Origin of the sequence: Blautia sp. OF03-13, from assembly GCF_003460685.1 — a bacterium.
GTDB classification, from domain to species: Bacteria; Bacillota; Clostridia; order Lachnospirales; family Lachnospiraceae; genus Fusicatenibacter; species Fusicatenibacter saccharivorans.
The window spans coordinates 112729-133678 of the sequence record NZ_QTVR01000003.1 but is presented as its reverse complement, the minus strand read 5'-3'; the positions used below and the strand labels follow the sequence as shown (position 1 = coordinate 133678).

Sequence of the window (20950 nt, the reverse complement as noted above, 5' to 3'; positions counted from 1 at the left end):
ATTAATTCTCGCTCCCTTCCTTTTTAGTTCTGGTTGGAAGTACTTCGCCATTGTAGATCCATGCTTTTACGCCAACTTTACCGTAAGTGGTATCTGCTTCAGCGAATCCATAATCGATATCGGCACGCAGGGTCTGCAGCGGAATAGTTCCCTCGCTGTAGAACTCGGTACGAGCCATATCAGCTCCACCAAGACGTCCGGATACAGATGTTTTGATTCCCTTAGCGCCAGCTCTCATCGTACGCTGCATGGTAGACTTCATAGCACGACGGAAGGAAATACGGTTTTCCAGCTGTAATGCAATGTTCTCAGCAACGAGCTGTGCATCGCGGTCCGGTCTTTTTACTTCTTTGATATCTACGATAAGCTTTTTGTCAGTCAGTTTCTGAACTTCAGCTTTTACTTTCTCGATCTCTGCTCCGCCTTTACCGATAACAACGCCCGGTTTTGCGGTGTAGATGATAACTTTTACTCTGTCAGATGCTCTTTCGATTTCGATCTTGGAAACACCTGCGCTGTACAGTTTCTTCTTCAGGTATGTGCGGATGTTGTAGTCCTCAACGAGGTTATCTGCGAAATCACCCTCGGCATACCATTTGGAATCCCAGTCTTTAATAACACCGACTCTCAGGCCGTGTGGATTAACTTTCTGTCCCATGACATGTCCTCCTTATTTCTCGTCTAACACAATCGTGATGTGGCTGTTTCTTTTCAGGATTCTGTAAGCTCTGCCCTGTGCTCTCGGATGAATTCTCTTCATGGTCGGAGCCTTGTTAGCGAAGCACTCAGCTACATACAGGTTCTCTCTGGAAAGACCGTTGTTGTTCTCAGCGTTTGCGATTGCGGACTCCAGCAGTTTTTTCACTACGCTGGAGGCATATCTCGGGTTATAAGTTACAATACCAAGTGCGGTTGTTACGTCTTTACCGCGGATTGCATCTAAAACAAATCCAGCTTTCTGCGCAGACATTCTAGCGTAGGATAACTTTGCAGACGGTCTGGTATCTTTGTTAGCATTTCTTGCTCTTTTAATCTGACTTCTATGTCCTTTAGCCATTGCTAAAAAACCTCCTCTCTCAAATCATTCTACTTAGCGGACGCCGGATTTCTTCTCGTCCTTGCCGTGACCTCTGTAGGTTCTGGTTGCTACGAACTCACCGAGTTTGTGTCCAACCATATCCTCTGTAACGTATACCGGCACATGTTTTCTTCCGTCATGAACAGCGATTGTGTGTCCAACGAATGACGGGAAGATTGTAGAACGACGTGACCAGGTTTTAATGACTGTTTTATCTCCTGAAGCGTTTGCAGCGTCAACTTTCTTTAACAGGCTTTCATCTGCAAATGGTCCTTTTTTTAATGAACGAGACATCGTTTACCTCCTTATTTCGATAAAGCTTTTCCATCGCGTCTTCTTACGATGTACTTGTTAGACTGCTTGTTCTTTGCTCTGGTCTTCAGGCCAAGAGCCGGTTTTCCCCAAGGAGTAGACGGGCCCGGACGTCCGATACCGGTCTTTCCTTCTCCACCACCATGTGGATGGTCATTCGGGTTCATGACAGAACCACGTACAGTCGGGCGGATACCCATGTTACGTTTCCGTCCTGCTTTACCAATGTTGATCAGGCTGTGCTCGCCATTTCCAACAACACCGATGGATGCACGGCAGTTGATCGGAACCATTCTCATCTCTCCAGACGGAAGACGAAGGGTTGCGTATTTGCCTTCTTTAGCCATCAGCTGAGCGCCATTACCAGCTGCACGAACAAGCTGTCCGCCTTTGCCTGCATGAAGCTCTACGTTGTGAACCATGGTACCAACCGGAATCTCGGACAGCGGCAGGCAGTTTCCAGGTCTTACCTCGGCAGCAGCGCCGCTCATAACCTTCATGCCAACTTTCAGTCCTTCCGGAGCCAGGATGTATGCTTTCTCGCCGTCTGCATAGCAGATCAGAGCGATGTTTGCTGTTCTGTTCGGATCGTACTCGATCGATTTAACGATTGCCGGAACATCATCTTTTCTTCTCTTGAAGTCGATGATTCTGTATTTTCTTCTGCTTCCGCCTCCGCGGTGTCTTACAGTGATTTTACCCTGGTTGTTACGACCAGCGTTTTTCTTCAGGGACACTACCAGAGATTTCTCCGGTGTGCTCTTCGTGATTTCGTTGAAATCAGAGGAGGTCATGTGTCTTCTGGAAGGTGTATATGGGTTAAAGCTTTTGATTCCCATTACTTTGTTCTCCTTTCATTTCGTATCGCACTTATGTGTGCATATTTCGAACAGCTACTAATTAAAGTCCTTCGAAGATTTCGATGTCTTTGCTGTCCTCGGTCAGAGCAACGATTGCTTTCTTGCTCTTTGCAGTTTTTCCAACTACCATTCCACGACGTTTGTTCTTTCCGTCCATGTTCATGGTGTTTACGCTTTTTACTTTTGTTCCTTCGAACATTTTCTCAACTGCTTCTTTAATCTGAGATTTGTTTGCTTCCGGGTGAACCATAAATGTGTATTTCTTCTCGCCCATAGCGTTCATGCTCTTCTCAGTTACGATTGGTTTCAGGATTACGTCGTAATATCTGATATCTGCCATTATGCGTACACCTCCTCGATAGATGCAACACTGCTCTTGGTTGCGATGATGGTGTTGTATTTCAGCATGTCGAATACGTTGATGGTATTAACAGATGCAGTCTGAACGCCAGCAATGTTTCTTGCGGACAGTGCTACGTTTTCGCTGTCATCTCCGATGATTACCAGTGCGTTGTTTACTTTGAGGTTGTCAAGCACTTTCTTCATCTCTTTTGTTTTAACTTCTGCAAGTTTCAGCTCATCAAGAACGATGAATTTGTTCTCCTGAACTTTGCTTGTCAGAACAGATTTTAATGCAGCTCTTTTCTCTTTCTTGTTCATTTTGAAAGAGTAATCTCTTGGTACTGGAGCGAATACAACTCCGCCGCCTGTCCACTGAGGAGCTCTTGTTGAACCCTGTCTTGCGTGACCTGTTCCTTTCTGTCTCCACGGTTTTCTTCCGCCACCGCTTACTTCGGAACGGGTTTTAGCTTTCTGAGTTCCCTGACGATTATTTGCAAGCTGAAGCACTACAGCCTGATGTACCAGATGCTCGTTGATTTCTACACCGAACACTGCATCATTAAGCTCCATGCTGCCAACTTCTTTGCCTTCCATATTTAATACAGATACGTTAGCCATTACGTGTGTTCCTCCTTTCAACGAACTTATTTACCGCATTTTACTGTCTCTTTGATGGTAACCATGGATTTCTTCGGTCCTGGTACAGCACCTTTGACTAACAGTAAATTGTTCTCTACGTCAACTTTTACGATTTCCAGGTTCTGTACGGTGATTTTCTTTCCACCCATCTGTCCTGGCATTCTTTTTCCTTTGAATACCTTACTCGGATCGGAGCAAGCACCATTGGAACCTGCGTGACGATGATATTTGGAACCATGAGCCATAGGTCCTCTGGACTGACCATGTCTCTTGATGGCACCCTGGAATCCTTTACCTTTGCTTGTTGCAGTAGCGTCGATTTTGTCGCCTGCGCCAAAGATATCGGCCTTGATTTCCTGTCCTAATGTATAGGTTTCAGCATCTTCAAATCTGAACTCTTTCAGATATCTCTTGCAGGAAACACCTGCTTTTGCGAACTGGCCTTTCATCGGTTTGTTCACACGGTTTTCTTTCTTCTCGCCGAAGCCTACCTGAATTGCACTGTACCCGTCGTTGTCTGCGGTTTTCACCTGTGTTACAACACACGGACCTGCCTGCAATACAGTTACCGGTACTAAAACACCGTTTTCGTCGAAGATCTGAGTCATTCCGACTTTTGTAGCTAAGATTGCTTTCTTCATTCCTTTTACCTCCTGTTTTATCTACAGCGGAACTTCCTATTATAAAGAAGTTCATTCTAGCGAACAGTTGATATAAGTGGAACACTATGACCCTTAGGGATGTTGATTCCTTCGAATGAGTGTTGCTTCTATATCATCTATTGCTTGCTTGATTGATGGCCGGGGGCTGATCCCGGACTTTTTTGCAGCTGATCTTATTTGTTTTTCATCTTGATGTCGATGTAAACACCAGCCGGCATTTCCAGTCTTGATAATGCATCCACTGTTTTCTGGGTAGGTGCGATGATATCAATCAGTCTCTTGTGGGTTCTCTGCTCGAACTGCTCACGGGAATCTTTGTACTTGTGAACCGCACGAAGGATTGTTACTACCTCTTTCTTCGTTGGAAGCGGTACTGGTCCGCTCACCGTTGCTCCGTTCTTCTTTACAGTTTCGATAATTTTCTGTGCAGATGCATCTACTAACTGATGATCATACGCTTTCAGTGTAATTCTCATTACTTGACTTGCCATAAAAAAAGTCGCCTCCTTTTCGCACTTTTACGAGTACGACAAGCGGTGACTGTACACTTACCCGTGTGTGTCCTGATGTTTGCACACGGTCGTTTCCACTCTTACAGGTGGACTTAATTGTGGGTACAGTGACTTGTCGCCAGTTTCTTTAACTTGACATTCGCTCCACGGAAAACCCGCTGTTTCTCAGCGGCAACCTCGCGCTTCAACGCTATCAATGTCACAACAGTTGTTAGTATACAAGAAAGCACGCGAAAAATCAAGGTTTTTTTTTATTTTTTTCGATTTATCCGTTTTTATGCAAAAAGAGAAATACAGGGGTGCCGTGTTGTGCACTTTTCCTATATTTCTCTCTTTTTTGACGTTTTCCAACTATTCAGAGCCCCATCTCGATTCCGCTGCGATGTATCTCGATGTGGCTTCTTGCCATATGAATAAAAAGAAAAGAACGTTCATTCATGCAAGCATGATTCGCGTTCTTTTCTTTTCGTTCGCATGGCTCTGAATAGTTACAGAATGTCGGAATAATCTAAGATTGTGATGCCGGTTGCAGGATCTTCAATGACTTTCGGGTCATCTCCGGCTGCGTGGGCCTTCTGGAGGAGTTCTTCCGCCGTGTAAACCGGCATGGCAAGTTCGATCGGCTCGGACGGTTCCGGCTCTTCTTCCGGCTCTTCGATGGTTTCTTCAAACTCTTCGATTTCTTCCACCGTTTCCGGCTCTGCAGATTCCGTTTCTTCGGTTTCTTCTGTCACTTCTTCCGCTGTTTCTTCTGCGGCAGCTTCTTCGACGATTTCCGTTTCTTCCACGGCTTCCGGAATTTCTTCGGTTTCTTCTCCTCTTACAAGGTTCTGCAGATCGGCGGTATGAAAGGACACCTGCTCCGTTCCTTCTTCTTCCAGATCCGGAATTTCAAATTCGTCCTGTTTCTCTTCTTCTGCCGTTTTCTGGTCGGCTGCTCTCAACTGTTCGGTCATTTCCTGTTCTTCCCGTTTCTTTTTTTCTACCAGGGCAGCTTTCTTTCTGCTGTGAAGCTCTTCGGACGCTTTCTCATCGTCCTCGTCTTCTTCCTCCTCATCCTCTTCTTCCTCATTCTCTTCTTCATCACGTTTCCATACCTCGGAAAGGATGAACAGAATGACCAGAAACAGAATGGCAAGTCCGATGATCATGATTCCCTCTCTGCTCTGCGCCGCCATCGACAGAAAGCCGATCACCGGAATCGTGACGATCACTTTGCTCACGGTTGCTCTCACGGTAATTTCCGTTGCGTCTCCACTAATCACATTTTTTACGGATGCGGTTCCGGCAGCGGTGTCGAGGGACTGTATCGTATAGATATACTTTCCGGAATTGTCATCAACCAGGATTTTGTCTCCCGTCGCAACCGATGACGTATCTGTCTTCTTTGCGTACGTGACAGCGCCGCGGGAAATGTTGGTATTTCCCATCCCGTCTGAGACAAGTGTCGTGATGCCGGCAAACGGCGGAATCACCAGTGCGCCTGCTGACAGGATTGCAAGCAGAAGCAGCGTATTCACAATTACCTTCAGTAATTTTGACATATTCAATTCTCCTTGTATTCTCAGTCTTTGCCCCCTATTATAACCCCTTTTCTTCGATTATGCAAGAAAACGTTACGCATCGTGTCCCGGCCGCCCGGTTCCGCGTGTCGAATTTTTCGATTTTTTCTTGAAGATCTGTCCTGTTTCTTCTATACTATATACATAACCAAAGGGGGAATACTTTCATATGAATACACTGATCAAAACCATCGAAGATCTTTCCCTGAACGCATGGCCGTCTCACCAGATCGAGCTGTACGACGGATGGATTCTTCGTTTTTCTTATTTTTATACACACCGGACCAACAGCGTCGAGCAGATCGGGCCGTCCACGATTCCGGTGGAGGAAAAAGTGCAGTACTGTGAGGAGATCTACCGTCGCTGGGGTACACCGGCAATTTTCAAGATCAGTCCGCTTGTCAATCCCGGCTTTGATGCAATGCTCGCCGACCGCGGCTATGTAGTCCAGCACACGACGCACGTCATGACAATGGATCTGGCGAACTTTGCCAAAAAGGATCCTGCCGTTGCCGTGACCGTCAGCAGCTTTATCCCGCCGAAATGGATTGACAGCCTCTTTGCTTTAAAGAGCACGACGAACGTGATGCACCGCATGGTCGTTCCTTCGATGTACCGCGCCATTCCAAAAGAAACCATCTGTACCTCCATCCAGGATGAAACCGGAACGATCGTTGCCACCGGCCTTGGCATCCGCGACCGCGATTACGTCGGTGTCTATGCCATCCATGTGCATCCTGCGTACCGCCACCGCCACTACGCTTCCTCGATCTGCCGCACAATCCTCTCCGAGGGAATCCGGCTCGGTGCAACGAAAGCGTATCTTCAGGTTGTCGAGGGAAACACGCCTGCGATCACACTGTATGAATCGCTCGGTTTTTCCTATCTCTATACCTACTGGTTCCGCGCAAAGAACGTGGTCTGATTTTCGTCTGATTTCACATAAAAAAGCATAGCAAAACGGCATGTCAAAATTTTCTGACATGCGTTTTGCTCTATGTTTATGCTATAAGTGCAGTAAGATTATTCAGCAAAAGGACTGCTTAAATATTTTTCAACGCCGTCCATGGCTTCGCTCTCGTCTTTTCCGTTTGCGGTCACGGTAACTTCCTCGCCATTGTCCAGACCAAGTGTCATCATACCCATAATGCTCTTCGCATTTACTTTTTTTCTGCCGCTCTCGACGTAGATTTCACTTTCGTACTGGCTCGCTACCTGTACCAGCATGGCAACTGGTCTCGCCTCCAGGCCGCTTGAAAGACGAATTGTGATTGGTTTCTTAATCATAATACTTCTCCTCCTTGTTTCCTTCGCAAATCTTCTGCAATCTCTTTTAGTTTCCTTAATCTATGATTAACTCCGGATTTACCAACAACCGGCGTTAACATCTTGCCCAGTTCCAGAAGCGATGCTTCCGGGTATTGTAAGCGGAGCCTTGCCATCTGCTCCAGCGGTTCCGGCAGAGAAGAAAAGCCTGTGGTTTCTTCGATATACCGGATATCTTCGATCTGGCGGATCGCCGCGCTGACCGTTTTGTTGATGTTGGCAGTTTCACAGTTCACCTTTCGGTTGACACTGCCGCGCATTTCTTTTAAGATCCGCACGTTTTCCAGATTCATAAGTGCGATGTTGGCTTCCATGATGCCAAGCATCTCCACAATCTGTGCGCCTTCTTTCATATAAACCACATGGTGGTTTTTCCGGAGAACGATCCGTGCATCAATTCCAAAGTTTTTCAGAAGTTCCTGCACCTGTTCTGCTCTCGGCGCATCGGGGCAGACAATTTCGAGATGGTAAAACCGGTTGGGATCGCTGATGGAACCGGACGCTAAAAATGCGCCCCGCAGAAATGCCCGTTTGCAGCACTGACGCTGTACCACAACAGCCGGAATCGGCATTGTTAACTGCCGGTCTGTCTCGTGTAACTTCACTGCCTGCAGAATCTGACGGGTTTCTTCCCTGTCATTTACGCGGATCAGATACGTATTTTCCTTCTGATTCAGCTTAACTGCAAGCTCTGCCTCTATATTAAATGTTTTTTTCAATAAAGTAAAGTACTTTCTTGCCACATACGCATTCTCTGTCTGAATCCGTATCGTCCCGTCCTTCTCGGAAATCTGTCCGCAGAGTGACAGGATCGCCGCTGTTTCCGCAATCTGGCAGTGGCGTGCCGTCGGAAGATGTCTCGATAATTCCTCTTTTACCTCGCTTGAGAATGACATCCTTCCACCTCTAAATTCCTTTTCGGATGGCGTCTTTTTCCAGATCCCGGTGCTCAATCCGGATTCCATAGTCCTTCGCGTTGGAAAGACGCCGGTACAGCTCGTTGGCAAGGGTTACGGAACGGTGTTTTCCACCGGTGCAGCCGATGCTGATAATGAGCTGATGCTTGCCCTCGGAAATATAATTCGGAATCAGAAAACGGATCATATCCTCTAATTTTTCCGCAAACACCTGCGCTGTCTCAAATCCCATCACATAATCCCGTACCGGAGCATCGTTGCCGGAGAGCGGGCGCATGCCTTCTACGTAGTAGGGATTCGGCAGGAACCGCACATCGAAAACAAGGTCCGAATCCGCCGGGATTCCGTATTTGAATCCAAATGAGAGCACGGTAATCATCAGATTTTTGAATTTCTGATCCTGCACGAAAATCTTATCGAGCTCCGCTTTCAGCTCTCTTGTGAGAAGCTGGCTCGTATCGAGAATGTAGTCCGCATCTTTTTTCAGGAACTCAAGTGCTTTGCGCTCTTTTCTAATTCCCTCATCCACCCGTCCAAGGCCTGCCAGCGGGTGCGTTCTTCTCGTCTCTTTGTATCGTTTGACCAGCACGTCATCGGACGCGTCCAGAAACAGGATCTCATAGCAGATTCCGTTGATGCTCATCCACTCCAGAACATTCTGCAGGTCCGGGAGCGCCTGGCCGCTTCGGATATCGATTCCGACTGCCACTTTCTGGATTTCTCCGGAAGTACCGTCGGCGGTAAGCTGTGCAAATTTTTCAACCAGCGGGATCGGAAGGTTATCGACGCAGAAATATTCCGCGTCCTCCAGCATTTTCAACGCTGTACTTTTTCCCGCACCGGACATGCCGGTCACAATTACAAAACGCATGTTTTTTCTCCTTTGGTGGATAACGAAAATCAGAATTCCCCGAGGAACTGGATTTCCGGCTCAAGCTGTACGCCAAACTGTTCTTTTACTTTTGCCTGGATCTGACGGATCAGTTCCATCACATCCGATGCGGTTGCACCGCCTGCATTGATCAGGAAGCCGCAGTGTTTTTCCGATACTTTTGCACCGCCGACTGCGTAGCCGGAAAGCCCGGCATCCATCACAAGCTTGCCTGCAAAATAGCCTTCCGGCCGCTTGAATGCGCTGCCGGCGCTCGGATACTCGAGCGGCTGTTTCTCTACCCGCTTGTTTTTCAATTCCTGCATGCGGGCAAGAATTTCTTCTTTATCTCCCGGAACAAGCATAAGTTCTGCTCCAAGTACGACGTAGCCTCTGTCTTTAATGACGCTGGCACGGTAGCCGAAGCCGAGCTCTTCTTTTTCCAGTTCCCGGATCTCACCTTCTCTTGTGAGTACAGTGACATTCTGTACAATATCCTTCATCTCTCCGCCGTAGGCTCCCGCGTTCATACGGACGCCGCCGCCCAAAGTTCCAGGGATTCCGGAGGCAAACTCCATACCGGAAAGACCGGCTTCTCTTGCCGCCTGGCTGATGGATACGAGCATGCTTCCGGCTTTCGCCCGGATTCTGTTTCCTTCCACTTCGATTCCCTGAAAGTTTTTGTAAACCGAAAGAATCACACCGTGGTAGCCCTTGTCACTTACAACGAGATTGCTGCCGTTTCCGGTGACGAACCACGGAATCTCTTTTTCTTCGCAGAGAGCCACGATTTTTCTGATTTCTTCTTCTGTATGAGGAGCGACGAAATAATCTGCCGGACCGCCCACGCGGAAGGTCGTATGATTTTTCATCGGTTCTGCGGTCTGTACCGCATCTTCCCCTGCAATTGCATAAAGTTCTCTGACAATCTCTTCTTTGATCACGATTTTTACCCTTTGCCGCATCTGCGGCCGAACATTTCATTACGAATTACTACGAATTACAGATTATACTTTTTTAGACGCGAAAGCAGCCGACATCCCTCACTTCTTCGTTCGTTCTGCCAGCCGCTGTTTTTCTTCTTCGTCTGCCCGCCTTTTTGCAGGCTCACGGGGTATTCTACCACGAACCCTCAAAAAGTGCAACGAACTTTTTCGTTCCGGCTCTTTTTTTCTATCAGATCTTCCGGATTGGTATCATTTCCTACATCAGACAGTCTTTTCCATGGATTCTCGCCGGGGTGACAAGCACCATCTGATTCATGAGATTTTCTTCTGAAAGAACGGCAACGCGCAGATATTCTCTCGTGTGTCCCGTCCAGTAACGGACGCCGTCGATCTCGACTTCTTCTTCCATGAGCACTTCCAGCTCTTTTCCGAGGAAGCCTTCCATATATTCCTGTCTCCGTCTCTTGTCCAGTTCCAGCAGAACGTGGCTGCGCTTCGTCTTCTCCTGCTCCGGAATCTGGCCTGCCATCGCTGCGGCGCGGGTGCCTTCTCTTCTCGAATACTTGAAGATGTGAGTCTCGAAGAAATGAATGTCCTCGACAAAGGCGCGCGACTCTTCAAACTCCTCCTCACTCTCCTGCGGGAAACCGACAATCACATCGGTCGTCAGCGCCGGATTTCCATATACCTTACGCAGCAGATCGCATTTGTGTTTGTATTCTTCTGCGGTATATTTCCGGTTCATCCGCTTCAGTGTTCCATTGCTTCCGCTCTGCAGCGAAAGATGGAAATGCGGGCACACCTTCGGCATTGCGACGATCGCCTCTGCAAACTCTTCGGTGATGATGCCCGGCTCCAGGGATCCGAGACGGATTCTTCTGATGCCGTCCACTGCATCAACAGCGCGGATCAGGTCGAGCAGCGTCTCTTTTTCACCCTCCGGGAAATCGAGTCCGTAGGAGGAAAGGTGGATACCGGTCAGCACGACTTCCTGGTATCCGGCCTCCACCAGACGTTTTACTTCTTCTACCACATCACTCTGGCGGCGGCTTCTGACTCTGCCGCGCGCGTACGGGATAATACAATAAGTACAGAACTGATTGCATCCATCCTGTACTTTCAGGAATGCGCGGGTGTGCTCCGCCGTTTTGCTGATCGAGAGTGTCTCGTACTCACGGTTGTGTGTCATATCTACGAGGAAGCTCTTACACTCCGCGTCGGATGGTTTTCCACCGTCCTCACGTTCTGCCAGAAAGTTTTCCAGAATATCCACAAGATCTTTCTTCTTATTATTTCCGATGATCAGATCAATCGCCGTATCCTCTTCGAGTTTTTCCCCAGCCGCCTGCACATAACAGCCGCAGGCCACGACAACCGCATCGGGATTCATCTTTTTCGCTTTGTGCAGCATCTGCCGCGATTTCCGGTCCGCAATGTTCGTCACGGTACACGTATTGATAATGTAAACATCCGCTCCCGGTGCAAAAGGCACGATCTCGTACCCTCTGTTTTCGAGGAGCTGCTGGATGGCTTCCAGCTCATATGCGTTCACTTTACATCCAAGATTATGCAAAGCTACCGTTTTTTTCATGCCATACTCCTTTCTTCTTCATCTTTATTATTAAAAATCACGAAGATTCCACTTTATCTTTGTATGTTTTCGCATTGACTTTTTCCCCTCCAGACGGTAAGATAAAGCTGTTAAATGAGGGTAATAAATAATGTTAACCAAATAACAGGGAGGATTACAAACATGAAAACAGTACAGATTTCTCTTAATTCTATCGACAAAGTAAAATCTTTCGTCAACGACATTTCCAAATTCGATTTTGATTTTGATCTGGTATCCGGAAGATACGTAATCGACGCAAAATCCATCATGGGAATCTTCAGCCTCGACCTTTCCAAACCGATCGACCTGAACGTCCATGCTGATGGAGATGCTCTTCAGACCGTACTTGATGTTCTTGCTCCGTACATTGTATAATTACGATAGAACATAAGGGCCGCGCACTCGCCGCGGCTCTTTTTTTGTCTTTGTTTATCATCAGGACCGGATCTTGTTTTTCAGAACCCCAAAAACAAGATCCGGCCTTTTTTGTTCTTTAAAGCAAGTTTTCCTTAGCAGACCTCGATCGTCTCTGCGGTAGAAACTGCGCGTTCCATCATCTCATCGATCACGTCGTCCAGATGGCGCTCGGAGCATTTGATGACATTCAGGTTCGGTTTTGTCACCGGATGCTTTGCAACGAAGATCGTGCAGCAGTCCTCATACGGCAGAACGGATGTCTCGTACGTACCGATTTTTTCGGAAATATCGACGATCTCCTGTTTGTCGAAACCGATCAGCGGACGGAAGACCGGCATGGTGCAGACTTCGTTGGTAACGGCGAGGGAATGCATCGTCTGGCTTGCCACCTGTCCGATACTCTCTCCGGTGATCAGGCCAAGGCATTTGTCCTGACGTGCAAACGCTTCTGCGATCTTCATCATATAACGGCGCATGATGATGGTCAGCTCGTCGTGCGGGCATTTTTCGTAGATTGCCAGCTGGATCTCGGTGAAGTTGACCACATGCAGACGGATCGGACCGCTGTAGCGTGCAACGAGTTTTGCAAGATCCACAACCTTCTGTTTGGCTCTCTCGCTGGTGTACGGCGGAGCGTGGAAGTAAACGGCATCAATCTTAACACCGCGTTTTGCGATCATGTATCCGGCAACCGGGCTGTCGATACCGCCGGAAAGCAGCAGCATGGCCTGTCCGTTTGTGCCGACCGGCATACCGCCAGGGCCTGCGATGCTCTCGCAGTACAGATAAATCTTCTGACGCAGCTCGACGTTCAGATAGATATCCGGCTCGTGAACGTCTACTTTGAGGTTCGGGCAGACATCGAGGATGCGGCCGCCCAGCTCGCAGTTGACTTCCATTGTGTGCATCGGATAGTTTTTGTTCGCACGGCGTGCGCATACCTTAAAGGTTTTCTCCTCGGTCGGATACAGCTCTTTCACGTAGGAAACCACTGCCTCTGCCAGATCTTCAAAGCCGGTGTCCTCTAAAATGACAACCGGGCAGATCTCGGCGATACCGAAAACTCTTGTCAGCGCATCGACAGCGCCCTCGTAATCAAAGTCTCCTTCGGTGTTGACATAGATTCGTCCCATCTCACGGGTGACCTGGAAATTTCCGTCTACCGGGGCAAGCGCGTGCTCCATCTGTACGCAGAGCGCTTTCTCGAACAGATGACGGTTCTTTCCTTTAATGCCGATCTCGGCATATTTTACCAGAAATGCTTTGTACATCATCGTTTTTTATTCTCCTTTTTTCTCAGCCAGATCGCGGAAGAACAGAGGATATTTCTCAGAAAATTTCTTCAGGATCAGGTCAGATACCTGACGCATCTGCGGATGTGCGGCGTTGGCGCTTCGAAGCCGGATAAAGTGGCGCCACTCTCTTAAGTTCATGGTCATGACGATCTCGGTTTTCAGGGAGTTCGGAAGAATGCTTCTTGCCTCCTCCGGCTTTGCTCCGAGTTCGAGCATCTGGAAGTAATACTGCTCCGCAGCTTCCATTGCTTTCTGCCATACCTCGTATTTTTTACGGTCGTTCTCGTCGTCCAGATCATAGGAAAATCCGGTTGCCAGGTCGATACAGGTGATCTGGTTTCCAAATTTATCTTTCGAATAGTTGCAGTAGCGGGTGCTCTCCTGGCTGTAGCTTGCGATACGGTGGCGGACGATCTCATGGGTCACGCCGCGGTCGCACGTTACTTTTACAGTGATGGAGCCGTGCTCAATGACGGATTCATGGCCGCGTTTGATGATGCCTGCGATGAATTTCTCTGCAGTGCCTTCTCCAATGCGCTCCTCGCTCTTGTAGCAGACTCTTCCGATTTTCTCGATCCGGCGCAGCATATCCTCGTAGGATTCGGTGCTCAGGATTTCAATTTCCGGCTGTATTGTAATCATAATTTTCCTCTTTCTATTATTTCCTGGTAAATCTGCGCAGCATCGGCAGTACCTCGCGCAGCGTATCCAGGGTGTAATCAATCTGTTCCAGTGTCGTAAATTCGCTGAAGCTGAACCGCACGGCAGACTCCATCTCGGCTTTCGATGCGCCGATGGCAGTCAGCGTCGGGCTTCCGGCTCTCTTGTGTGATGAGCAGGCGCTTCCGGCGGAAACGTAAATCTGGCGGTCCTCCAGCGTGTGCAGCAGCACTTCACTGCGCACATTTAAGAACGATGCATTGACAATCTGCGGCGCACCATCTTCTTCCGGCATGCCATGGATGACCACATCGTCCAGCTCCCGTAATCCTTCGATCAGACGATGTTTGCAGGCACACATCTGCGCGGTCTGCTCGTCAAAATGCTTGTAAACGATCTCAGCGGATTTCGCAAGGCCTGCGATGCCCGGCACATTGTCGGTTCCGGAACGCATGCCGTTCTGCTGGCCGCCGCCTAAGATCAGCGGACGGATTTTTACTTTCTCATCAATATATAAAAAGCCGCTTCCCTTCGGTCCGTGGATCTTGTGGCCGCTCACGGAGAGCATGTCGATGCCCATCCGTTTCGGATAAATCCGGTATTTGCCGAACGCCTGGATCGCATCGACATGAAAATACGTTTTCGGATTTTTCGCCTTGATTCTGCGTCCGATCTCCCCGATTGGCTCAACAGCACCGATCTCATTGTTGACATACATAATCGAAACGAGAATCGTCTCCGGCGTGATCGCTTCTTCGAGTTCGTTCACATCCACAAGGCCTTCTTTATTTACCGGCAGGCGCGTAATACGGAATCCCTGCTCCTCCAGAAATGCCAGCGGTGCCGACACGGCCGGGTGCTCGATCGCGCTTGTGATGATGTGGTTTCCCGTTCTCTTATTTGCCATTGCTGTTCCGACGAGCGCCCAGTTGTCGGACTCTGTGCCACCGGAGGTAAAGAAAATTTCTTTTTCTTTGACTTTCAGAATCTTTGCCAGCGTTTCCTGGGCGGTTCTGATATATTGTTCTGCTTCTACCCCTTTTTGATGCATCGCAGACGGATTTCCATAATGATTTACCATCAGATCACAGACGAGATCTGCGGTTTCCTGATAAACACAGGTGGTTGCGGAATTGTCCAGATATGCTTCCATTATCTTGTTCGTTCCCTTCCTTCTAAAAGATACACCAGAATGGAAAGCACGGTCATTCCGGCTGTTTCCGTGCGCAGAATGCGCTTTCCGAGCGTAATCGGCTCTACCTTTGCCTTCATGGCCATTTCCACTTCCGCTTTGTCGATGCCGCCCTCCGGTCCGATCAGGATCGCAATAGATTCACCCGGTTCAATGGATTCCAGAATTTTTCTCGTTCCTTCCATCCCCTCTGCGTTCTCATACGGCATCAGGCGAACGTCTGATTCTGCTATCATTGCAAGCGCCTGCTGAAATGTAACAGGCATGTGTACCGTCGGAATCTGCATCCGTTTGGACTGCTTTGCCGCACCAAGCGCGATCGTCTGCCAACGCTCTGCTTTCTTTTCCGCCTTTTTCCGGTCCAGCTTCACAACGCAGCGTTTCATCTCCACCGGAACAATTTCCGTCGCACCAAGTTCCACTGCTTTTTGGATGATCAGTTCCATTTTGTCACCTTTTGGCAGACCCTGAAACAGCACAATTCCGGACGGGAGTTCTCTGTCTGCTGCTGTGACTTCTTCTACTGCGGCAAGAACCTCCCCTTCCGGGAAATCCGAAACAGCACAATGATATTCCTTTTCGCCTCCGGTACTGACCAGTATTTTTTCGCCCGGCCGCATGCGGAGCACATTTTTGATGTGATTAACGTCACTGCCCGTGATGTGGACAGTGCCGTCATAAATCTGACTTTCTTCTACAAAAAAACGGTACATGAATCTGTTCTCTTTCTCTTCTGGTGTTTCGCTTTTCTTAATTTACATCGGTTTTCTTGCTGTAACAGAAACCCATTCGCCCTGATGTGTAACTTCAACTACTTCAAGTCCCGCTGCAACGACTGCCTCTTTGACAACTTCCTCTTTCACATCGAGAATGCCGGATGTGATATAAACAGCGCCCGGCTTCATCTGGTGTACGATTACCGGCGTCAGCGGAACAAGAACATCTGCAAGAATATTTGCGGTAACGATATCGTATTTCTCGTATCCGACTCTGTCCTGTACTTCTTTGTCATCAATGATATTTCCGATCATCATATCAAACGCTTCTACCGGAATTCCATTGACTTCTTTGTTTTCCTCAACTGCAGGAACCGCACACGGATCGAGGTCTGTTCCGACCGCATGACGCGCACCAAGCTTCAGTGCAATAATCGAAAGAATACCGCTTCCGGTTCCGACATCAAGCAGCTCGGTATCCTTTGTCACATATTTCTTTAACTGACGGATGCAAAGCTGTGTTGTCTCATGCATACCCGTTCCAAAGGCTGTGCCCGGATCGATATGGATGATCATTTTATCCCGGTCTTCCGGCTTTACTTCCTCCCAGGACGGGATGATCAGAATGTCGTCTACATAGAACTGTTTGAAATACTGTTTCCAGTTGTTGATCCAGTCCTTGTCCTCTGTCTCAGACTCTGTGATGGTGCACTCTCCAAGGTCCAGGAACTCCTGCATTTCTGCAAGTGCCGCGCGGACATCTGCAAGAACCTTCTCCTTGTCCTCATCCACATCGAGGTAAAAATTCAGGTAGGCAATGCCATCGTCATCCGGAATATCCGGCATGATATCCACGAACATCTGCTGTTTGTCGCTCTCGGTCAAAGGCTGTTTGTCCTGAATTTCCACGCCTTCGATTCCCACATCGGCCAGAGTGGAGATCACAATGTCTTCCACTTCCGATCTTGTTTTTAATGTAAATTTATTCCATTTCATTGTTTAAACTCCTTTTTGCGCTTCTCTTTTCCATACGTGCAAAGAAAGCCACATTTATCATACACGATATCGTTCCTGTTGTAAATGTTATTTTCGGCTTTTACGGCCCGTCTCAATCCGAAATCTTTGTCAGAAAGCCATCTTTTTTCGCCTTCTGATAACGCCATATCAGCCCGAGTGTGGATAAAATGCGAACCCCAAGATCTATCAGGTTGAACCGGTACAGTGCCGTAAGGTCTGCCCCGAGTGCCGTATACAGACGGACACCAAGCAACGGCAGAACACTGTTGGTCAGCGTCGTCATCATCGTAAAGAGGCCGATCAAAAGCGAACGGTTCTTTTCCGGTGCGGCATTTAAAAGAATCTGTACCGTGCAGAGTGCAACGGCACACTGTGGGGCGTTCAGAACCGTCATCAGAACAATAAAAGTAACCCCGCGGTACGCCAACGGTAAATGTGGAACCAAAATCATAATAACCGGGCAGAAGCAAAGACCGATCCCGGCGAAAATCAGTGCAAAATCCGGCGATTTTTTCCGGACAACCTTCGCGATCATTCCAACTGCCGCAAGCTGACCGATATTGAAAACACCGTTGCAGATGGAAAGTGTCATCTCCGACATTTTGCAATATTTGACCTGTCCTAAATACCACATGCTCCAGTCAAGCTGCCAGGTGATATAGAAAAAGACCACCGGCACGAAAAACCAGCGCAATGCTTTATTTTTCCCCACGCTTGTGATCGCCTCCAGCAGATCAGAAACAGAAAAACGTGAGGATGCCTTCCCCGCTTCTGCCGGAGCTTTGCCCTCCTCCTGCTGTTCCACCGGAATTTTTTTGATTGCAGCGGCCTGCAGCAAAACACAGACAGCACACAGATAAAAGAAGCTTCGGAGTACCAGAAGCTTTCCATCGGCCGTGTGGCATCTTCCCATCAGAATCCCGCAGATCACCGGTGCAAGAATGCCAATCACAAACATGAACTGATTCCGAAAGGCATAGACATCGTTTCGCTGCCGCAGTGAAACCGCAGCACCGAACATTGCCTGCCACTGCGCATTGTAAATAGCAAGCGCCCCCGCAGTAAATGCCAGTGATACAAAAAACAGCTCCATACATCTCTCGCCGAGTGCCGGTACACTTCCAAGAAATGCATAGCCGGCACACATCACAAGAAGCGTAAGCATCGGTATCGTCTTTGTCGACTTCAGACGATCCGCCAGAATTCCAAGCGGCAGCAGTGCTGCACACGCTACAATGTTCGGCACCATCTGGATAATACCGATCTGACTGTCGGTTGCACCCATGTTTGTCGCATACAGATTCAGGCCGAAACCGTTGATCGATGTGATATATTGCAGAAATACACCTTCGACGGCAAACAGCAGCATGATCTGCGCAGATGGCGGCATCTTTTTTGCCCGGTAAAACAGACTCTTTTTCATTGCTTCATCCCCCATGCCTTCTTTTGTCATCTTCACGTTCCTGCCCCCTGCCGGATACGTAAAGATTCTGCTTTCATAATGGCAATTTCATGTTCAAATGTCAACAGAAATACCCGGATCCAATGTGAGAATTTTAACGGCATTTTCTGTCAATATTCACAAAAGAAAAAAGGGCATTCTCCCTGTTGAATGCATGGGTTTGGCATAAGAAAAAGGAGCCCCCGTTTTACCTGGGGCTCCGCCTATTGGAAATGTTTATAGCAATCTCAGAAACTATAGCAAGACCAGAAAATAATGCAAAAAAGGCAGTGCTGCAGAGCGCGAATTACTGCGTCACTGATTTGAAGGCGTACCGGGGTACGACGAAAATCCGTGACGCAGTAATTCACGCTCTGCAGTGCTGAATTTTTTGCGTTATTTTCTGGTCTTGCTATAAATTCATCTCCCACCGCCGAACGTGTTTTCTTGCCGGAAGAGGATAAAAAAATTCAGAACTGCTTTTTTGCGTTATTTTCGGGGTTTGCTATCAGAATTCGATCTCGCGCAGATATCTGTGCAGCGCATCCTGCCAGGTCGGCAGTTTTTCGAATCCGTTCTCGGTCAGTTTCTCTTTGCTCATGCGGCTGTTGGACGGACGTTTTGCTTTTGCCGGGTACTGGTCAGAGCTTACCGGTGATACACTTACTTTTCCGTAAGCCGGATCGATCTCAGCGGCCTGTTTGAAAATCTCGCAGGCGAACTCATACCAGGAGCAGAGTCCCTCGTTTGTTGCATGGTAGCGGCCGTAGTTCTCTTTCTCCGCCATGTCGACAAGCAGGCGGGACAAGTCGTAGGTGTAGGTCGGGCTTCCTACCTGATCATCTACAACAGTCAGATGATCGTGTGTCTTTCCAAGGTTCAGCATGGTCTTGATGAAGTTCTTTCCGTTCACGCCGAATACCCATGCGATGCGGACGATGTAGAATTTTTTCACCCATTTTTCTACCGCGAGCTCTCCCTCGTATTTCGTCTGGCCGTATACGTTCAGCGGATGACGCTCATCATCCGGCTCCCACGGGCGGGTGCCCTGGCCGTCGAATACGTAGTCGGTGGAAATGTAGATCATTTTGCAGTCAAGGTCATGGCAGACTTTTGCGATGTTCTCGGTTCCGACTGCATTGACCTGATGTACTTTTTCTTTTTTGTCATCATCCTCAGCAAGGTCTACAGCGTCCATGCTGCACAGTGGATTACGACATCCGGGTTTGCTTCGGTAATGACTTTTCTTACGCTTTCTGCATCGGTGATATCCATTTCTTCAATATCAACGCCGATTCCTTCATGACCGCGTTTTGCAAGTTCATTCATGACGTCATGGCCGAGCTGGCCTTTTACACCTGTTACAAATACTCTCATAATGGTTCTCCTTTTTCTGATTTTGTTATCGTTATGTTTTGTCTGTCTCTTGTTTTTCAGTCTGATTTTCTGTTTGTACCATGAGTATAAAGGATGACGTTATGTCATGGTCAAGCACTTTTTTCAAAAACTGCCCCGGATTTTTCTTCCGGGGCAGTTTTCTTCAGCGCTGTTCGCTTTTATTTGTCGATATATTTTCCGTTCATCACATCCATCAGATACTGACCGTACTGATTTTTCTTCAGCGGCTCGATGTCGGTCAGAAGCTGGTCTTTGCCGATCCAGCCGTTCAGGTAACCGATCTCCTCGAGGCACGCAATCTTGCGGTGCTGATGGGTCTCGATGGTTTTTACGAAGTTGGTTGCCTCTACCAGGCTCTCATGTGTACCGGTATCCAGCCAGGTGAAGCCCTGTCCGAGAAGCTCAACGTTCAGGCTGCCGTCTTCCAGATAGATCCGGTTCAGGTCGGTGATCTCAAGCTCTCCGCGCGGTGACGGTTTCAGGTTCTTTGCATACTCTACGACTTTGTTGTCATAGAAGTACAGACCTGTAACACAATAGTTTGATTTCGGTTTCTCCGGTTTCTCTTCGATGGAGATGGCTTTTCCCTCGGAGTCAAATTCTACGATTCCGAAACGCTCCGGATCATCTACATAATAGCCGAATACGGTTGCGCCTTTTCCGGTCTCAGCGTTTTCTACTGCTGCTTTCAGGCGTTTGTTCAGACCGTGTCCGAAGAAGATGTTGTCGCCGAGCACCATGGCAACGGAATCATCCCCGATGAACTCCTCGCCGATGATGAAGGCCTGTGCCAGTCCGTCCGGGCTTGGCTGCACTTTGTAGGTAAGCTGTACACCGAACTGATGGCCGTCTCCGAGCAGTGCCTCAAAACGAGGGGTGTCCTGCGGTGTGGAGATGATCAGGATGTCGCGGATGCCTGCATTCATAAGAACAGACAGCGGATAATAGATCATCGGCTTGTCATAGATCGGGAGAAGCTGTTTCGATGTTACCATAGTTAACGGATAAAGACGTGTGCCGGAACCTCCGGCAAGTACGATACCTTTCATAATTCGTTACTCCTTTTTCGTATATGATACCTCTAGTATAACCTCATTCCCGGAAACGCGTCAACCCGTATCGTAACGTAACCGTTACTGTTCACTCAGCAGTGAAACACTTGCTGTTTCGCTGC

Annotated in this window: 23 protein-coding genes and 1 pseudogene; 2 read left to right on the top strand and 22 right to left on the bottom strand. The window is 48.3% G+C overall.

Features of this window, described 5'->3' with window-relative positions:
* Nucleotide 1 precedes the first annotated feature (1 nt).
* The 9 genes from rpsC to DXA55_RS03150 form a co-directional block, all read right to left on the bottom strand.
* Nucleotides 2-658 carry a 30S ribosomal protein S3 gene (rpsC, locus tag DXA55_RS03190; protein ID WP_022461660.1) on the bottom strand — a complete coding sequence of 219 codons (657 nt, stop codon included), beginning with the start codon at nt 656-658 and terminating at the stop codon, nt 2-4.
* A 12-nt stretch (nt 659-670) separates the two neighbouring features.
* Nucleotides 671-1057, bottom strand: coding sequence for a 50S ribosomal protein L22 (gene rplV / locus DXA55_RS03185; protein WP_022461661.1), 387 nt, complete (start codon nt 1055-1057; stop codon nt 671-673).
* A 33-nt stretch (nt 1058-1090) separates the two neighbouring features.
* Complete coding sequence (gene rpsS / locus DXA55_RS03180) at nt 1091-1372, bottom strand: 30S ribosomal protein S19 (RefSeq protein WP_022461662.1); 282 nt, start codon at nt 1370-1372, stop codon at nt 1091-1093.
* Between the two features lie 11 nt (nt 1373-1383).
* Nucleotides 1384-2229 carry a 50S ribosomal protein L2 gene (gene rplB, locus DXA55_RS03175; protein WP_055266980.1) on the bottom strand — a complete coding sequence of 282 codons (846 nt, stop codon included), beginning with the start codon at nt 2227-2229 and terminating at the stop codon, nt 1384-1386.
* Between the two features lie 61 nt (nt 2230-2290).
* Entirely contained in the window at nt 2291-2590 is a 300-nt protein-coding gene (gene rplW, locus DXA55_RS03170) for a 50S ribosomal protein L23 (RefSeq protein ID WP_022461664.1), read from the bottom strand.
* Nucleotides 2590-3210, bottom strand: coding sequence for a 50S ribosomal protein L4 (rplD, locus tag DXA55_RS03165; protein ID WP_022461665.1), 621 nt, complete (start codon nt 3208-3210; stop codon nt 2590-2592). The genes rplW and rplD overlap by 1 nt, the downstream gene beginning before the upstream one ends.
* A 26-nt stretch (nt 3211-3236) precedes the next feature.
* Nucleotides 3237-3872 (bottom strand): 50S ribosomal protein L3, encoded by a 636-nt coding sequence (rplC, locus tag DXA55_RS03160; RefSeq protein ID WP_022461666.1) that lies wholly within the window; start codon nt 3870-3872, stop codon nt 3237-3239.
* A 194-nt stretch (nt 3873-4066) separates the two neighbouring features.
* On the bottom strand, nt 4067-4384 hold the full coding sequence (gene rpsJ / locus DXA55_RS03155) for a 30S ribosomal protein S10 (protein WP_117510469.1): 318 nt from the start codon (nt 4382-4384) through the stop codon (nt 4067-4069).
* 509 nt (nt 4385-4893) lie between these two features.
* Nucleotides 4894-5949 (bottom strand): hypothetical protein, encoded by a 1056-nt coding sequence (locus DXA55_RS03150; protein ID WP_117813022.1) that lies wholly within the window; start codon nt 5947-5949, stop codon nt 4894-4896.
* Between the two features lie 187 nt (nt 5950-6136).
* Here DXA55_RS03150 and DXA55_RS03145 point away from each other — a divergent pair, with 187 nt between their 5' ends.
* Nucleotides 6137-6892: a GNAT family N-acetyltransferase gene (locus tag DXA55_RS03145; protein ID WP_055220765.1), complete on the top strand. Its 756-nt coding sequence runs from the start codon at nt 6137-6139 to the stop codon at nt 6890-6892.
* Between the two features lie 98 nt (nt 6893-6990).
* Here the strand turns inward: DXA55_RS03145 and DXA55_RS03140 are convergent, their stop codons facing one another.
* The 5 genes from DXA55_RS03140 to mtaB all read right to left on the bottom strand — a co-directional run bounded on the left by DXA55_RS03140 (nt 6991) and on the right by mtaB (nt 11619).
* Nucleotides 6991-7254, bottom strand: coding sequence for an HPr family phosphocarrier protein (locus tag DXA55_RS03140; RefSeq protein ID WP_022461839.1), 264 nt, complete (start codon nt 7252-7254; stop codon nt 6991-6993).
* Nucleotides 7251-8189 carry a DNA-binding protein WhiA gene (gene whiA, locus DXA55_RS03135; protein WP_055266975.1) on the bottom strand — a complete coding sequence of 313 codons (939 nt, stop codon included), beginning with the start codon at nt 8187-8189 and terminating at the stop codon, nt 7251-7253. Before whiA ends, DXA55_RS03140 begins: the two co-directional genes overlap by 4 nt.
* Nucleotides 8190-8199: 10 nt before the next feature.
* Nucleotides 8200-9081, bottom strand: a complete 882-nt coding sequence (gene rapZ, locus DXA55_RS03130) for an RNase adapter RapZ (protein WP_022461841.1) — start codon at nt 9079-9081, stop codon at nt 8200-8202.
* 29 nt (nt 9082-9110) lie between these two features.
* On the bottom strand, nt 9111-10022 hold the full coding sequence (gene murB / locus DXA55_RS03125; protein WP_442857655.1) for a UDP-N-acetylmuramate dehydrogenase: 912 nt from the start codon (nt 10020-10022) through the stop codon (nt 9111-9113).
* Between the two features lie 262 nt (nt 10023-10284).
* Complete coding sequence (mtaB, locus tag DXA55_RS03120) at nt 10285-11619, bottom strand: tRNA (N(6)-L-threonylcarbamoyladenosine(37)-C(2))-methylthiotransferase MtaB (protein WP_117813020.1); 1335 nt, start codon at nt 11617-11619, stop codon at nt 10285-10287.
* A 162-nt stretch (nt 11620-11781) separates the two neighbouring features.
* Here mtaB and DXA55_RS03115 point away from each other — a divergent pair, with 162 nt between their 5' ends.
* The gene (locus DXA55_RS03115) at nt 11782-12015 is read left to right on the top strand and encodes an HPr family phosphocarrier protein (RefSeq protein ID WP_022461844.1); all 234 of its coding nucleotides are present in this window, start codon (nt 11782-11784) and stop codon (nt 12013-12015) included.
* A 134-nt stretch (nt 12016-12149) separates the two neighbouring features.
* Here DXA55_RS03115 and thiI read toward each other — a convergent pair whose 3' ends face one another.
* From thiI to rfbA, 8 genes and pseudogenes are all read right to left on the bottom strand, one after another.
* Entirely contained in the window at nt 12150-13328 is a 1179-nt protein-coding gene (gene thiI, locus DXA55_RS03110; RefSeq protein WP_082424694.1) for a tRNA uracil 4-sulfurtransferase ThiI, read from the bottom strand.
* A gap of 9 nt (nt 13329-13337) precedes the next feature.
* The gene (gene thyX / locus DXA55_RS03105) at nt 13338-13994 is read right to left on the bottom strand and encodes an FAD-dependent thymidylate synthase (protein ID WP_117813019.1); all 657 of its coding nucleotides are present in this window, start codon (nt 13992-13994) and stop codon (nt 13338-13340) included.
* A 16-nt stretch (nt 13995-14010) separates the two neighbouring features.
* Complete coding sequence (locus tag DXA55_RS03100; protein WP_117813018.1) at nt 14011-15165, bottom strand: cysteine desulfurase family protein; 1155 nt, start codon at nt 15163-15165, stop codon at nt 14011-14013.
* Nucleotides 15165-15917, bottom strand: a complete 753-nt coding sequence (locus DXA55_RS03095) for a 16S rRNA (uracil(1498)-N(3))-methyltransferase (protein ID WP_117813017.1) — start codon at nt 15915-15917, stop codon at nt 15165-15167. The genes DXA55_RS03100 and DXA55_RS03095 overlap by 1 nt, the downstream gene beginning before the upstream one ends.
* Before the next feature lie 42 nt (nt 15918-15959).
* Nucleotides 15960-16916, bottom strand: coding sequence for a 50S ribosomal protein L11 methyltransferase (prmA, locus tag DXA55_RS03090; protein WP_022461849.1), 957 nt, complete (start codon nt 16914-16916; stop codon nt 15960-15962).
* A 112-nt stretch (nt 16917-17028) separates the two neighbouring features.
* Complete coding sequence (locus DXA55_RS03085; protein WP_117813016.1) at nt 17029-18390, bottom strand: MFS transporter; 1362 nt, start codon at nt 18388-18390, stop codon at nt 17029-17031.
* 496 nt (nt 18391-18886) lie between these two features.
* Nucleotides 18887-19755: pseudogene (rfbD, locus tag DXA55_RS03075) on the bottom strand (dTDP-4-dehydrorhamnose reductase).
* Between the two features lie 179 nt (nt 19756-19934).
* Nucleotides 19935-20825 carry a glucose-1-phosphate thymidylyltransferase RfbA gene (gene rfbA / locus DXA55_RS03070; protein ID WP_117813014.1) on the bottom strand — a complete coding sequence of 297 codons (891 nt, stop codon included), beginning with the start codon at nt 20823-20825 and terminating at the stop codon, nt 19935-19937.
* Nucleotides 20826-20950: the final 125 nt, after the last annotated feature.

What these genes read in the sequence shown, in the direction of transcription:
- DXA55_RS03145 (WP_055220765.1), top strand. Translation starts at nt 6,137, where the DNA reads ATGAATACACTGATCAAAACCATCGAAGATCTTTCCCTGAACGCATGG.
- rplC (WP_022461666.1), bottom strand. Translation starts at nt 3,872, where the DNA reads ATGAAGAAAGCAATCTTAGCTACAAAAGTCGGAATGACTCAGATCTTC.
- DXA55_RS03140 (WP_022461839.1), bottom strand. Translation starts at nt 7,254, where the DNA reads ATGATTAAGAAACCAATCACAATTCGTCTTTCAAGCGGCCTGGAGGCG.
- rplB (WP_055266980.1), bottom strand. Translation starts at nt 2,229, where the DNA reads ATGGGAATCAAAAGCTTTAACCCATATACACCTTCCAGAAGACACATG.
- DXA55_RS03100 (WP_117813018.1), bottom strand. Translation starts at nt 15,165, where the DNA reads ATGGAAGCATATCTGGACAATTCCGCAACCACCTGTGTTTATCAGGAA.
- DXA55_RS03095 (WP_117813017.1), bottom strand. Translation starts at nt 15,917, where the DNA reads ATGTACCGTTTTTTTGTAGAAGAAAGTCAGATTTATGACGGCACTGTC.
- thiI (WP_082424694.1), bottom strand. Translation starts at nt 13,328, where the DNA reads ATGTACAAAGCATTTCTGGTAAAATATGCCGAGATCGGCATTAAAGGA.
- rapZ (WP_022461841.1), bottom strand. Translation starts at nt 9,081, where the DNA reads ATGCGTTTTGTAATTGTGACCGGCATGTCCGGTGCGGGAAAAAGTACA.
- rplV (WP_022461661.1), bottom strand. Translation starts at nt 1,057, where the DNA reads ATGGCTAAAGGACATAGAAGTCAGATTAAAAGAGCAAGAAATGCTAAC.
- rfbA (WP_117813014.1), bottom strand. Translation starts at nt 20,825, where the DNA reads ATGAAAGGTATCGTACTTGCCGGAGGTTCCGGCACACGTCTTTATCCG.
- rplD (WP_022461665.1), bottom strand. Translation starts at nt 3,210, where the DNA reads ATGGCTAACGTATCTGTATTAAATATGGAAGGCAAAGAAGTTGGCAGC.
- prmA (WP_022461849.1), bottom strand. Translation starts at nt 16,916, where the DNA reads ATGAAATGGAATAAATTTACATTAAAAACAAGATCGGAAGTGGAAGAC.
- DXA55_RS03085 (WP_117813016.1), bottom strand. Translation starts at nt 18,390, where the DNA reads ATGACAAAAGAAGGCATGGGGGATGAAGCAATGAAAAAGAGTCTGTTT.
- DXA55_RS03150 (WP_117813022.1), bottom strand. Translation starts at nt 5,949, where the DNA reads ATGTCAAAATTACTGAAGGTAATTGTGAATACGCTGCTTCTGCTTGCA.
- whiA (WP_055266975.1), bottom strand. Translation starts at nt 8,189, where the DNA reads ATGTCATTCTCAAGCGAGGTAAAAGAGGAATTATCGAGACATCTTCCG.
- rpsS (WP_022461662.1), bottom strand. Translation starts at nt 1,372, where the DNA reads ATGTCTCGTTCATTAAAAAAAGGACCATTTGCAGATGAAAGCCTGTTA.
- rplW (WP_022461664.1), bottom strand. Translation starts at nt 2,590, where the DNA reads ATGGCAGATATCAGATATTACGACGTAATCCTGAAACCAATCGTAACT.
- rpsC (WP_022461660.1), bottom strand. Translation starts at nt 658, where the DNA reads ATGGGACAGAAAGTTAATCCACACGGCCTGAGAGTCGGTGTTATTAAA.
- mtaB (WP_117813020.1), bottom strand. Translation starts at nt 11,619, where the DNA reads ATGAAAAAAACGGTAGCTTTGCATAATCTTGGATGTAAAGTGAACGCA.
- rpsJ (WP_117510469.1), bottom strand. Translation starts at nt 4,384, where the DNA reads ATGGCAAGTCAAGTAATGAGAATTACACTGAAAGCGTATGATCATCAG.
- DXA55_RS03115 (WP_022461844.1), top strand. Translation starts at nt 11,782, where the DNA reads ATGAAAACAGTACAGATTTCTCTTAATTCTATCGACAAAGTAAAATCT.
- thyX (WP_117813019.1), bottom strand. Translation starts at nt 13,994, where the DNA reads ATGATTACAATACAGCCGGAAATTGAAATCCTGAGCACCGAATCCTAC.